The sequence below is a fragment of the Neorickettsia sennetsu str. Miyayama genome, assembly GCF_000013165.1.
In the GTDB taxonomy this organism is placed as follows: Bacteria; Pseudomonadota; Alphaproteobacteria; order Rickettsiales; family Anaplasmataceae; genus Neorickettsia; species Neorickettsia sennetsu.
Map to the genome: position 1 here is coordinate 452,752 of NC_007798.1, position 14,353 is coordinate 467,104.

Annotated in this window: 10 protein-coding genes and 1 tRNA gene; 5 read left to right on the forward strand and 6 right to left on the reverse strand. The window is 40.6% G+C overall.

What is annotated here, in order from left to right; translation table 11 throughout:
* The first annotated feature begins 119 nt into the window (after positions 1–119).
* Positions 120–2,324: a hypothetical protein gene (locus NSE_RS02150; protein WP_157858672.1), complete on the forward strand. Its 2,205-nt coding sequence runs from the start codon at positions 120–122 to the stop codon at positions 2,322–2,324.
* Here NSE_RS02150 and NSE_RS02155 read toward each other — a convergent pair.
* From NSE_RS02155 to recA, 4 genes are read right to left on the reverse strand one after another with little or no spacing between them, the layout of a single operon-like run.
* Complete coding sequence (locus tag NSE_RS02155; protein ID WP_011451917.1) at positions 2,317–2,754, reverse strand: MlaD family protein; 438 nt, start codon at positions 2,752–2,754, stop codon at positions 2,317–2,319. The genes NSE_RS02150 and NSE_RS02155 overlap by 8 nt on opposite strands.
* A 19-nt stretch (positions 2,755–2,773) precedes the next feature.
* Positions 2,774–3,037 carry an NADH-ubiquinone oxidoreductase subunit NDUFA12 family protein gene (locus tag NSE_RS02160; RefSeq protein ID WP_049821604.1) on the reverse strand — a complete coding sequence of 88 codons (264 nt, stop codon included), beginning with the start codon at positions 3,035–3,037 and terminating at the stop codon, positions 2,774–2,776.
* A 7-nt stretch (positions 3,038–3,044) separates the two neighbouring features.
* Positions 3,045–3,665, reverse strand: coding sequence for a ribonuclease D (locus tag NSE_RS02165; protein ID WP_011451919.1), 621 nt, complete (start codon positions 3,663–3,665; stop codon positions 3,045–3,047).
* Between the two features lie 38 nt (positions 3,666–3,703).
* Positions 3,704–4,687: a recombinase RecA gene (gene recA, locus NSE_RS02170; RefSeq protein WP_011451920.1), complete on the reverse strand. Its 984-nt coding sequence runs from the start codon at positions 4,685–4,687 to the stop codon at positions 3,704–3,706.
* Positions 4,688–4,892: 205 nt separating this feature from the next.
* Here recA and NSE_RS02175 point away from each other — a divergent pair, with 205 nt between their 5' ends.
* On the forward strand, positions 4,893–6,452 hold the full coding sequence (locus NSE_RS02175; RefSeq protein ID WP_157858673.1) for a sensor histidine kinase: 1,560 nt from the start codon (positions 4,893–4,895) through the stop codon (positions 6,450–6,452).
* Positions 6,453–6,506: 54 nt separating this feature from the next.
* A tRNA-Ser gene (locus NSE_RS02180) sits at positions 6,507–6,598 on the forward strand.
* 277 nt (positions 6,599–6,875) lie between these two features.
* On the opposite strand, the gene NSE_RS02185 is transcribed toward NSE_RS02180, so the two are convergent.
* Positions 6,876–7,640 carry a succinate dehydrogenase iron-sulfur subunit gene (locus tag NSE_RS02185; protein WP_011451923.1) on the reverse strand — a complete coding sequence of 255 codons (765 nt, stop codon included), beginning with the start codon at positions 7,638–7,640 and terminating at the stop codon, positions 6,876–6,878.
* Positions 7,641–7,917: 277 nt separating this feature from the next.
* On the opposite strand from NSE_RS02185, the gene dnaJ reads away from it, so the two are divergent.
* The gene (dnaJ, locus tag NSE_RS02190) at positions 7,918–9,057 is read left to right on the forward strand and encodes a molecular chaperone DnaJ (protein ID WP_011451924.1); all 1,140 of its coding nucleotides are present in this window, start codon (positions 7,918–7,920) and stop codon (positions 9,055–9,057) included.
* A gap of 69 nt (positions 9,058–9,126) precedes the next feature.
* Here the strand turns inward: dnaJ and der are convergent, their stop codons facing one another.
* Complete coding sequence (gene der, locus NSE_RS02195; RefSeq protein ID WP_011451925.1) at positions 9,127–10,548, reverse strand: ribosome biogenesis GTPase Der; 1,422 nt, start codon at positions 10,546–10,548, stop codon at positions 9,127–9,129.
* Between the two features lie 667 nt (positions 10,549–11,215).
* Here der and ileS point away from each other — a divergent pair.
* Positions 11,216–14,353 (forward strand): isoleucine--tRNA ligase, encoded by a 3,138-nt coding sequence (gene ileS / locus NSE_RS02200; protein ID WP_011451926.1) that lies wholly within the window; start codon positions 11,216–11,218, stop codon positions 14,351–14,353.

Consider the following 14,353-nt stretch of genomic DNA (forward strand, 5'->3'; position numbering starts at 1 on the left):
TGCTTTCTAGTAAAAGAGATGTAATACTAGAAAGTGTATTCTCTATATTCCGTGCCAATGATATTTGGCTTAGGTCTTTGTTGTGTACGCATATATCTATTTATGTATATTTAGTTGTCGTGCCTAGTTCCTATAATGAGCTTAATGCTTCTCCTTTCCCAACCAGACAAGTATCCAACAGTGATGCTTCTGAACTTGAAGTGGTGCTAAATCCTCAAGAGAATCCTGACCTTGGGAGCCGAAGCATTTTTGTGCCAGATTGCCCTTATTCTCCAACATTCTTCTATACTTTCGGCTCAAGTGAAGATGAAAATATTTCCGATATGAAATCGGTAGAATCGTTGTTTTCAATCTCCTCTTCTCTTTGGGATCTTCGGGAAGAACTGTCAGGTAGTCTTTACCAAGAACAGCTTGACTGTCCCTCTGGCGATTCCCACTTCAGACAAATCCCCTCTGATGCGGAATCGGTCTATTCAAGCATCACCCCTACTGCTGAAGAGGATTCCAGTATACATGAACCTGAGATACTTATTGAAGTTGATAAAGTTGGCACTGTTCCAACTTTGGAATGTCAGCACTCGCCTTCTTATGCGAGTCATGTTTCCAAAAGTATAAAACAGGGTGCTTTCGCTGGACTGCATGCAGCAACAGGCTACGTACAATTCCTTTCCTCTAACTTAGGCGGTGCTCTCGGTAGCTTAATGCAAAGCACTTCAAACGCTTTATATAGTGCAGGAAGCTATGCTTACAATAGTGTGGTTCCTATTTCTTCAGGTACCACTTCCACTGAAGAAGATTCTGATAAGCATGGTGAAACAACAGGCTACGTACAATTCCTTTCCTCTAACTTAGGCGGTGCTCTCGGTAGCTTAATGCAAAGCACTTCAAACGCTTTATATAGTGCAGGAAGCTATGTTTACAATAGTGTGGTTCCTATTTCTTCAGGTACCACTTCCACTGAAGAAGATTCTGATAAGCATGGTGAAACAACAGGCTACGTACAATTCCTTTCCTCTAACTTAGGCGGTGCTCTCGGTAGCTTAATGCAAAGCACTTCAAACGCTTTATATAGTGCAGGAAGCTATGTTTACAATAGCAGCTCTTACACCCGGTTTCGGAACTACCTTGGCAATGGTATTAACAATATGAAAAATGGGTTCAGTAGCGTTGGAAAAGAGATGTTGTCGTCGGCTGTACAGACCGCCGTAAATAGCACTTTTCCAGAATCTACGGAAACATTACAGAACCTTAATCGAGCAATATCAGGCATCAATAACGCTGTCACACATCTGCAGAGTACAAGTAAAGATGTCTCAGCTGCTGCGGCTGCAGTCTCTGAAACATTCAATGGAACTTCCCTCCACTTAAGTCGCTTATTCAGTATATTTATGGAGTTTAACAGTGCTATTTCGCTTCATGATAGTGATGGTATTCTTGAGGCCCTTGAGAACATGTCAAAGCAGATAGAAAAACTTCAAGCTTTGTGTCTTTTAAAGAGTGATACTCAAGATAATTATAACGATAAACTCCTGTGTTTAGATCATCTTGCTAAAAAAATTGTGGAACTTTCGTCCGTAGCTAAGCAAGGTGATACTTTATACTCGTGGGATCGTAACAGACTATACGATTTCCTTGAATTAGACAAATTAAAGAAATATTTTCTTCGTTCCAGTAATATCCAAGATACGATTGGGCATATGCATGGTGTAATCCCTCGCGTTAGGAGGGCTTGTGTTGATACATCCAACTCTGCGAATTCGATCTCTGTTATCTCGGAGAATATAAAGCTTTTCAGCCTGATCGGTAGTGTTCAGGTTTTACCACTTGCAGCGTTTGTGCTTCGGTGTTCGGTCAATCAGGATAACAGTGTGGTTTGTGCGGTACTGCAGGCTCTCGCTGTTACAGTAATATTCGCGCTCATGGGTAGATATTTTCAAGAAGCGAGGCTTTTGAGAAAATCCGACAACAACGACATTGCAAGCGATCATGCCTCAGTTGTAAAAGTCTGTAATGCGCGCACGATCATGATTGCTGGACTCTCAGCTTTACCTATAGCATTGATAACACTTGGTATTTATACGGCAGATACTGCAACCGCAGCAAAGACCCACATAGCGTTGTTGTCTACACTCTTCGTCCTTTCGTTAGCTCTGAGCATTGTCTTGCCCATAGTGTATAAGATATACCCACAACGTCAGGGAGAAGCAGGTCCGTACACATCTAATCCCCATTCCGGGGATCCGGACAACGAAACTCCTAGCACCAGTCTTCCATCTAGCGACGTCACCACCCCTGGCCATAGAATGAGGCTAGCACCTATCTAAGCTTTAGCTTTATTATCGATCTAAGGATTTTTTCCATATCCAGTGCGGAGCGCGTAGTCTCAAACGTTCCGCCTGGTGGAAGTATCTCACTACTGATGCCTGGGTCTATGTTAATGTTCTTCGTGGTAGAAAAGATGTTCCCTGCTGAAATCACTGCTACACTGTCGCGCGGTAGGCGGACCCCTTCATCAATACACATTCTTACATGCACTCTAAATGACTCCCCTATGGATAACTTCGTAATTCTGCCAGCCTTCACACCAGAAAGCAAAACATCGCTACCGATTGAAAGACCCAACGCATCATCAAATATAGCGTTTAATTCATAACAACCACCTCTTTTTAGAAGTGAGAAGTTACTACTCAGAAAAACAAAAATAAGAGCCGATACTAAAAGAACAAGTGTCCCAGAAAAAAGCCTCACATCCATATACCGATAAGCAAAACTACTATGGCCTCCACGCTACATAAGACAAAGCATCCACTTTAGCCCTTGGAGAAGTCTCACCCAACCCACAAAACCGCGATGCTTCAGCATAGGATGAACCATCCGGAACAGAATCAACAGCGTGGTGAAGCCAAAGATGCCATTCAGGAGCGATATTAGTTGAATCATACGCACTTGTTGCATAACGAACAAACCTGCGACTGCCCCGCTTGTAATAACGATTCCCTGCATTATCAACACCAACAAGCGTGTTCTGGAAAAACATATAAACTTCAAATCTTATGGCTGAATATATCCTGATTCTCCCACCCAAGTAAATCTAGTTCTGCTCTATAGGGTAAGAACTGGAAGCAGGCCCGCGCAAGCTCGATCCTTTTTTCTCTCTTTAACATCACATCCAAGGCTTCTTTTATTGCATGTAAATACAACACATCAGAAGCAGCATAGCTCATTTGTTCCCGTGTCAAGGAGGTTGAACCCCAATCCGAACTCTGCTTACCCTTGTTAAGCCTCACACCCAATAGATCTAAACAAAGCTCCTTGAGACTATGATGATCTGTATACGTTCTAACAAGTCTGGAAGCTATTTTCGTGCAGTAACAATTCTCTGTTAAAACACCAAGGTAGTGGCGCAAAATTGCTATATCAAACCTTGCAAAATGGAAAATCTTGATAACCGCAGGGTCAACGAGCAAACTCTTGAGCCGTGGAGCAGAATAGTCTGTACCATTGAACCTCACCAGATGGGCTGTACCGTCACCTGTAGACAGCTGAACAAGACACAGTCTATCTCTTCGATTTACGAGCCCCATAGACTCCGTGTCAATTGCAATTGCATCAGATGGAGCGAAGTCAGCGGGCACATCACCCTCATAGATATAGTACTTATTCACGGTCGCTAAAAAAACTAAAATATAAATCACACTGCATGCTACGTTGCAATAAGCAGCATGGAATCCCTCACTTTCCTCTCTAACTCCGCTGCTAACTCTTTATTCTCTTTTAAGAACTGCTTCACATTTTCCTTACCCTGACCAAGCTTGACATCCCCGTATGAATAATACGAACCTGCCTTTTCTATTATCTTATTGCGCACACCAATCTCGATTATTTCACCAAGCTTCGAAATGCCCTCAGTGTAAATGATATCAAACTCAGCCTGCTTAAACGGAGGCGCTACCTTATTTTTAACCACCTTCACCCGTGTCTGGTTACCCACAACATCTTCTTTATCCTTAATTGAACCAATCTTGCGAATATCAATTCTAACGGACGAATAGAATTTCAATGCATTACCCCCTGTCGTTGTTTCAGGACTACCAAACATGACACCGATCTTCATCCGGATCTGGTTGATGAAGACCACAACGCAGTTACTACGGGATACAGAAGCTGTGATCTTTCGCAGTGCCTGACTAAGCAATCTAGCCTGAAGCCCAACATGTAGATCTCCCATTTCTCCTTCTATTTCTGCTTTCGGAGTAAGAGCAGCAACAGAATCGACAACTATCACATCGACTGCACCAGACTTAATAAGACTATCTACTATTTCCAAAGCCTGCTCCCCAGTATCCGGCTGCGAAATTAACAGCTCCTCAATTTTGACACCCAACCTTCTTGCATAAACAGGATCCAAAGCATGCTCAGCGTCAATAAACGCACACGTCCCGCCGTTTTTCTGCGCTTCAGCTATTATGTGAAGCGTAAGTGTCGTCTTCCCAGAACTTTCCGGTCCAAATATCTCAATAATTCGCCCCTTTGGTATACCTCCACCAAGAGCACTATCCAATCCTATGGAACCCGTAGAAATGCACTCCACTGAAGCTGGCTCCTGACTAAAGGTCATTATGGAACCTTTCCCAAACATTTTTTCAATTTGAACCACAACGCCCTTAAGCGCATCTTCCCTGTTCATTAAAATCAACTCGCAACCCTCACGTTCCCAGACATTGTATGACACAATTTACTTAGGAACAATGCCATTACTACACTGGCATCACCTATGCAAATCTCTTCTACTCCGTTGGACCTTTAAGCTACATAATTTAGCAAACTATCTATATTTTTCATTACATTTGGTTATTATAAGCAGAGAAAGCACCATATACAGTGTATACAAAATGATCTTTCACAAATATGACCTCAAACCTGAAAGATACATTCGGTATGTTAAATTACTTCTTTCGGTTCTTGCACTGGTCGGCTTTTATTTTTCTTTGACCTACAATAAAGATGCCATCACAAGCCATAACACAATCCGTTCTATTGAGTCCTCTGTCATATTCAGTGTTGCACAGAACACAATAGAAAGTTTCTACTCGGCTGTACAGAACGAGATTTCCATTGTTCGTTTCCTCGTTGAGGGCGGAATACCTCTCAGCTCAAACAGCAAGCACTTAAGCACGCTCCTTCAATATGGTGAATTCATCGGGCTTGGTGAAAGTGGTAAGATAACTGGATATGAGTTCGGCCCAACACAGACAGAAATCTTTAAAGACGCGCCGGGTGAACTGGTTACAATCGAGAATATTTCCTTAAAAAACTCTTCGTGTCTTCAGCATAAAAATTTCGATCAATCAGGTGGCGAAGTACGTCGCATGGTATATTACCTTCCGGCTGGGGCTCTTCTAGATAAACTAAAAGGAGCTTTGGTTAGGCTTGAAGGAAAACAAAATTTCTCCATCGTAGACAAAAACTATAATGAGATATATCGACCGAGTCATCACATCCAAGATAGAAGTATGAAGGAATGCAGAAGTATTTATTCCTACTTCGATAACGAGCTATACTTTTGTCAATACGGATCGAGTCACGTAACATATGGCAGTGTCATTGCAAGGGTTATCAGTATTCTGCTGCCTTTGTGCGTTATTCTTTGGATATTTATCTTCCTGAAAAGGCTTGAGTTTGCATTCGTAGGTAGCAAGGCGCGTGCTTCAAAAGGGCGGGAAACCAAAAACTCTTCGGTTCTGGATCAAATAGCGACGAACTCAAGTCATTTTATTTCTTGCATCACACATGAATTACGCACACCTCTAAATGTGATAATTGCATTTTCAGAGATGATAAAAGATGAGTGCCTTGGAAGCATCACAAATAAAAAGTACGTGTGCTATGGAGAAGAAATTTATAAATTTGGGACGAGCCTACTCAGAACCGTTGATAACATAATAGATATAACGAAATCAAATAGCATGCTCATGACTCCAAAAAAGGATTATGTGAGTGTCCAGCAAATAATAGCAGAAGCCGTAAGAAATTGCAGAACCTTTGCATTAACAAAAGAAATATCTCTTTGCAAAAGTATTGATGCAGATCTTCCGGAAATTTTTTTAGACCGTGATCAAGTCAAAAAGGCAATTTCTCATATCTTAAGCAATGCAATTAAATTCAGCGACAATGGCGCAACTGTTTCAATAAGGGCGTGTCAAAATTGTGAGGAAGGAAGCATTTCTATCACAATTGAAGATTCAGGAAGCGGAATGAAAGTTATCAATGGTGTACCACAGTTAGAAAATTTCCTAACAAAGAAGGCAGGTGGGTTGGGAATAGGGCTGTTGTTGTCAAGGAATATCATTCATCTCAACGATGGTTCTCTTGAGATATACTCTCAAGTTGGAAAAGGAACGAAAACCACAATTACCTTCAACCAAAAGCAAGCAGATGAGGTAAAAAATTAGCCTGTCCTTATAGCACGAATAGCAAAATGGGCAGAGATATTATACAATCCACACGGAAGGATGGCCGAGTGGTTGAAGGCGCACGCTTGGAAAGCGTGTTCAGGTGCATAAACCACCTGACAAGGGTTCGAATCCCTTTTCTTCCGCCGCTTCTAGCTGTGGTGGTCGTAAATAGTTTTTAGTGTACACCGCTCCCAAGAACAAGGGATGAATAGTATAAGTTGTGAAAACTTACTCGAGCATAGGTATCTTGATATGCGAAAAGTAAAGCTCCCAACTAACTGCTTTTCCGTCCTTCACCGGAAAACGCCAGATACAATTGCTATCTTGTAAACGTCCATGCAGGCCGCTTCACTGAGAAAACATAACCTCAAAGCACAAGATAGGACCGATATGTAAAACGACACAAACGGGGAGTCGAAATCACTCCAAAACGATCATTTTCTTTATTTCAGCAATTGCTTTGGCCGGATTCAGACCTTTAGGACACGCCTGTGCACAATTCATGATTGTATGACAACGATATAACCTAAATGAATCCGCTAAAAACTCAAGCCTCTCCTTCTTTTTTGAATCTCTGCTATCAACCAACCAACGATAGGCTTGTAGCAACGCAGCAGGACCAAGATACTTATCTCCATTCCACCAAAAACTTGGACAACTCGTCGAACAGCAGGCACATAAAATGCAGTCATGCAGCCCAGCGAGTTTTTCTCTTTCCTCAGGCATCTGGAGGTGTTCTTTTCCATTATTACTTTTTTCGGAGTGTAACCAAGGCTTTATAGAACGATAATGCTGAAAAAACACGGTAAGGTCGGTAACCAAATCCTTTAACACTCTCATATGAGGAAGAGGATAAATTCGAATCTCACCCTTAATTTCATCCATGCGTTTTGTACATGCAAGCGTGTTACGCCCATCGATATTCATGGCACATGAGCCACAAACTCCCTCTCTACAAGAGCGCCTGAAAGTTAAAGTAGGATCTATTTCACCTTTCACTTTGATGAGAGCATCTAAGATCATAGGTGCACAGTCCTTCTGGTTCACGTAATAGATATCTCTTCTCGGGTTATCATCACCAGGAGAGAATCTGTACACGACTAACTTTCTTGCATCAGAAGAAGGAGAATTATGAACTTTCCCCTCAACGATACGTGAATTTTCAGGTAGCCTAAACTGCGCCATGCTATAAAAAGTGATGAACCTGAACGAGATCCTAACATTTTATCAGAAACAGGTAAATAAAGCGCGGTTTAGATGTTACCCTGTAATACACAATGAGATTATAGATGTGGTTAGACAAGCATATGGATTAAAATACCAATGCATCTTCTGCCTCAATATCCTTTCAGAAGGACAATGCCAAAACTCATGATCTTGCTTTTGGTCATCACCTTGTTTTTTCCGATTACTATCCTTACCTATTGTAGGATTGCTGTTTACACTGATAGGTTTTCTTAGAATGCCAGGAAAGAAAAAAGATTACTACGAAATACTCGGCGTGAGTAGAAGTGCCTCCACCGAAGAAATAAGGAAGGCTTATAAGAAGCTTGCACTTCAATACCACCCAGATCGTAATAAGGGTGATAAGGAGGCAGCGGAAAAATTTAAAGAAATTGGTGAAGCATACAGTGTCTTAAGTAATCCTGAAAAAAAGGCATCCTATGACCAATATGGACACTCGGCATTCAACGGAGGCGGTTTTGGAGGTGCAGGTGGTTTCTCTGCAGACTTCTCTGGTATGGACTTCTCAGATATTTTCAACGATCTTTTCGGAGGGGGAAGGACGCGCAGAACAAAAGCTGACTTCAATGAAGTCATCAAGGAAGACGGCTCAGATTTGCGATATGATGTATCAATCACTCTAAGAGAAGCATTTGAAGGTAAGGAAGTAAAAATTTCCTATACAAAACTAGCAGAATGTGAGCAGTGTGGTAATACAGGATGTGAGGGAAAAATCAAGCCGGTGCAATGCAGTACGTGTAATGGTGCGGGATCAATCAGGTCACAACAGGGCTTTTTTACTGTAGAAAGAAGCTGCAGTACCTGCAACGGGAGTGGAATGATCATTGAAAATCCATGCAAAAAATGTGGAGGCACAGGACGAATCAGGAAAGGTGTAACCACTTGTGCAAAAATACCACGCGGAATAAGTGACGGTGCAAAAGTATTACTTAGAGGTCAAGGGGAAGCGGGCTCTAGAGGAGGTAAGCCGGGTGACTTATATATGATTGTCCATATTAAACAGGACGAATTTTTCACACGTAAAAACAATGATCTTTATTGCGAAGTCCCAATAAGGATGTCTTTGGCAGCCCTGGGTGGAGAAATAGAAGTTCCATCATTAGAAGGTAAAAAGTTCAAGATCAAACTCCCAGAAGGGTCTCAAACAGGTGATAAACTTAAACTCAAAGGAAAAGGTATGTATCTCCTTAACTCTGAGTATAGGGGCGATATGTATGTTCGACTCACTATAGAGACACCGGTAAAACTTACGAAAAAACAGAGAGAAATATTAGAAGAATTTGAGAAAGAATCGCTTGGGTGCAGCCCAAAATCTGAGAAATTTTTTAGCAAAATTCGCTCTATGTTTGGTCTCTAAAAACGGGACCGTCTTGATATCTTATTGATCGTCTGGTGCCATCCATAAGGCTATTTGCGCGGCATTATCTTATGAGGACTTTCTCATGCTGCTCTTACGATGGGTAGGTCCAGAACCAGATGCCGATCCTCTTCTGGATATCAATTCCATGTTTTTTTGTTCAGGAGGTTTGCTTTCTACGTATGGATTGGTGTTCTTTTTTAAAGTGAGGGTCACTGGAATACCGCAAATCCGAAAGTCTCTAATAAGGGAGTTCCTCACATAATTTAAATATGACTCAGCGACAAGTTCAGGGCGATTTGCACTTAGTACAAAAACAAATTTATTTAGTAATTTCTTTATATATTTAAGCTTTACTGCCTTGGAGTTCACCATAGGATGTGGGTGGCGACGTACAATTTCTTGGAGCCACATATTTAATCGATGCGTTGAAATATTTCGCTTCGAGTCGTCATGCAGCCTCCTACATTCGTCTAGTATGTAGGAAAAATCGCCCTCATGTAGACAGGAAATAAAAAATATCGGTATCTGCGAAGCAATTAATTTTTGCGCTTGCAGACTAATAAAGTCCTTGATATTTTCAAGTTCAATAGCATCGACTGCATCTTTCTTATTCCCCACAAGTATCATTGGTTTACCTTGTTCTAGGATCCTATTCATAAGAAGAAAATCCTGACGTTCCAACGTAAAATTTGATATGTCGCACATAAAAATCACCACATCACTCTCTGCTGAAGTACGTAAAGCCCTTGAATTGCATATTTTTTCTAATCCGTCAGTGACTCTTTGTTTTTTTCTCAAACCGGCGGTATCAACAAGTTCAAAGGTTGTGCATTTCCACTGAAGCTCATCACTTATTGGATCCCTTGTAGTACCTGCTATTGGTAGCACGAGGACACGATCTTTACCTACAAACTTGTTCATCAAACTAGATTTACCAACGTTTGGCTGACCTAAAATAGCGACTTTAATTCTCCTTTGTTCTTCAGAGCCATTTTTCGGAGTATCTAATTGCTCCGGTATAAAGGACTCTATGTAGGAAATGAGCTCCCTGAGACCTAACGAATGCTCGGCAGATATTAGAAAAACATTCTGAAAGCCAAAAAGTGAGCAATCATCTCTATCTTTACGATCACTCTTATTGCAAACCAAAACTATTTTACTGTTTCCAGCATTCCTTCTAAGCCAATTGGCAAAAAGCATATCCTCGGAATCGATTTTATTGTCAATCACGAAAAGAACCATATCGCTTTCCTTTATCGCATATTCAGTCCTTTCAACTGTTTCTGGATGTTGTGGATTGAAGCCTGCAGTATCAAGTAGAAGAAGCGATTTCCCATCACTTAGTGAAATTCTTCTGACAACCACATCACGAGTGACTCCTTTTCTATCCATAGTAATTGAACGTTTTTCCTTGGCCATCTTATTAAACAATGTTGATTTACCAACATTTGCCTTTCCAACTATGGAAACTCTAAAGGTAGACTGCATGTTAAAGACAACACAAGGAGAAAGTGTAGATGTCAATTTGTATGGAATACATCTAAATAGCAATATAGCCGAATAAAACCCAAAGAAGGAGAGGGCAAGATACTTTTTTTGCTAATCCGTACATGATAACGCTCAAAAAAATAGGGCAATAATGTTCACATTTCAGGAAGCTCAATTGAATAGCCACAAAAGTGTCATTCTGTGTAAACAGTTGTAGAACATCAATTAGATCTTTTCCTAGAGGTTATCCAATCTGCTTTGCTAGAACCTTATTAAGCCCAGAAATAGAAAAATAAAAATCTAGAGGGGCAGAACTTTAAGTTAAGAAAAAACACAAGCGAAAAGTAAGAGTGCACTAATCACAGAGGAAACTGCATCTATACCATCAAATGAAAGAAACTATGAGATCCCGGTGTTTTGTGCAAATGGGCCTTTCAGACGAAGGTGTCACAAAACTGGCTTTCTGAGCATGATTAAGTCCAACTACGTCATGAATGAAAGTATCACTTTAAAAGGTTATGGAAATGATATTAACCCATATAAACAAACATAAATGTGAAGTTCCCGTTCAAAGATTGTTAAAAGAGGATGATCCTATAGTAGTACAACCTAATTGTTCTGCTACGCGCAATTAGCTAGAATTCTATGCAAGCATTACTAGTTCAAAATGAGTAACTCTTCCTACCCAGAAATTTCTCAAAATCTTTCTTTTGCGAAGATAGAAGAACAAATTCTGCAATTTTGGGAGAAAAATAGGGTTTTTGCTCATTCTGTCTCTTCAAGAACGGATAATAGAGAGTTCGTCTCTTATGATGGACCGCCTTTTGCAAATGGATTGCCACATTACGGACACCTACTTACCGGTTTCATTAAGGATACCGTGGCCAGATATCAGACAATGCTCGGCAAAAAAGTGGAAAGGAGATTCGGGTGGGACTGTCACGGTTTGCCTGCAGAGATGTACACCGAAAAAACACTTAAGATTTCAGGAAAAGAAGCAATAAAAAACTTCGGAATAGATAAATTTAACGCGGAGTGCAAAAAATCAGTTTTACTTTTTTCATCCGAATGGGAGTACTACGTCACTAGACAAGGAAGGTGGGTCGATTTTCACAACGACTATAAAACTATGGACCTTTCCTTTATGGAATCCGTAATTTGGGCGTTTAGGGAGTTGTATAAAAAAGGCTTGATTTATGAATCCGTAAAGGTAGTGCCTTATAGCTGGGCATGTCAAACACCATTATCGAACTTCGAAACACGCCTGGATAATGCCTATAGGGAGAAAAAAAGTAAGTCTGTGACAGTCGCCTTTGAATTGGAAGACGATTTATTTGGTGACGGCAAAACGTCCTACCTGTTAGCGTGGACCACAACACCTTGGACCCTACCTTCAAATATGATGCTTGGCATATCAGAGCATGTTGTCTATACCCGTGTTGAGAAGGATGGTAAGTACTATATCTCTTCTCAATCTTCAAATAAGGAAGTAGGTGGGATAATAGTTCCGAGCGAACTCCTGGTTGGTAAAAGGTATAAGCCACTCTTCAAATTCTTTGCACACGAAAAAGAGAATGGTGCCTTTGTTATACAGTATGCAGACTTTGTAACAGACGAAGATGGAACCGGAATAGTACATATAGCACCTGGATTCGGTGAGGAAGACTTTGAGTTGGCAAAAAAGCACGGGATAACAGTCGTTTGCCCCGTCGATGATCGAGCTAGATTTACATCTGAAGTGCCACAATTTGCAGGCAAGCATGTCTTTGAAACTAATGAGGATATCATTCTCATACTCAAAGAAAAAAAACGGCTAATCAAAATCGAGGAGTACATGCACAGTTATCCACATTGCTGGCGTACCGATACACCACTCATATACAGGGTTGTTCCGTCATGGTATTTGAGTGTCAGTAAAATAAAAGAGAGGATGCTCGAACTTAATGAAAGTATTAATTGGATTCCTTCACACCTTAAAGAAAGTCTGGTGGGCAAATGGCTAGAAAATGCAAAGGATTGGGCAATTTCAAGAAATAGATTCTGGGGAACACCTGTACCAATATGGAAATCGACAGATCCTGCTTATCCAAGAGTTGATGTGTATGGAAGTATAACCGAAATTGAGAGGGACTTCGGTGTGAAAATTACTGATCTACACAGACCTTTTATAGACACATTAACAAGAAAAAATCCGGATGATCCTACAGGAAAGTCCTTTATGGTAAGAGTGGAATCAGTTCTGGACTGCTGGTTTGAATCAGGCTCAATGCCTTTTGCACAAGCTCACTATCCTTTTGAGAACAAAGAGTGGTTTGAAAAGAATTTCCCGTCAGATTTCATTACTGAATATGTTGCACAGACACGTGGTTGGTTCTATACGCTCATGGTTCTATCTGTAGCACTTTTTGACAGCGTGCCGTTTAAAAATTGCCTTGCCCATGGGGTGATATTAGATAAAGATGGAAAAAAACTCTCTAAAAGACTGAATAATTATAAGGATCCAAAAGAGCTATTTGACGAATATGGAGCTGATGCATTGCGCTTCCTAATGTTGTCCTCTTCAGTGATGAATGGGGGTACTCTGTTGATAGATAAAGGTGGAGAAATAATCAAGGACGTTGTTAGACTTATCCTAAAGCCGCTCTACAGCGCTTACAACTTTTTTGCAACATATGCAAATTACCACTCAATACGTCTCCTAAATGAAGTGAATGATTCCGCTAATTTACTCGATAGGTATATCTTTTCAGAGTACAGAGCATTCTCACAAAAAATGAAAAATGCAATGAATGGCTATCATATACAGTCTGCTTGCAAAAATGTACTCAGTTTTATCGATACGCTCAACAATTGGTACATTAGACGCTCTAGGGAAAGGTTTGTGGCAGGAGAACAGCAAGCCTTCGAAGTCCTGCATTTTGTACTTTCGGAAATACTTAAGATAATTGCGCCACTCCTTCCAATGAATGCGGAAAAAATTTGGATGGCATTGCACAATGATGAAACAACATCTGTACATCTAGAAAAATACCCAGAGGTTAATGTTTTGCCTGAGGACGAAGAAATCATACAAACAATGCAATTAACAAGAGAAATATGCAACACAGCCTTTTCCATAAGGAACAAAAACGCCGTTAGAATAAGGCAACCATTAAGACATCTCGAAGTTATAGGTAAAGTCAGCTCAGCATTCATAGAAAACACCGAACTACTATCTATCCTGAAGGATGAGGCAAACGTAAAGTGCATTACCTTCAAAGAAAGTGATCCTCAAGTAAGGCAATCACTTAAACTAAACTTTCACGTTTTAGGCAAAAGATACCCAAAAGAAGTAAAACACATGATCAATGAACTCAAAAGTGGACACTGGAAAAGTATGCTCTCTGGCGAAGTATATCTCGGCGATAGACTTCTGAAAAACGACGAATACGAGATTTCGGCTGCCTCTGAAAACAGCAATACGGGACAAGTCGCTTCGTTTTGCTTAGCTGTAAAGTTGGACTTGAAACTAGACGAGGAACTGATGGCTGAGGGAAGGTTCAGAGATTTAGTACGTATGATACAGCAAGCCAGGAAATCAGCTGGTCTAACAATAAAAGAGAAGGTCACAATAAAGGTATATGCTCCAGCAGAATATCTTGACACACTTGAGAAGTTACAGAGCTTACTAGTTACATCAACATACGCGAATCAAATAATTGCAAATAGATCAAATAATTTCTCTGATTGCTCATTTATCGAAGAGATTTCACAAGAAATAAAAATTGGTATAATGAGGGAGGATGGCGCATGCGGATATAGCTGA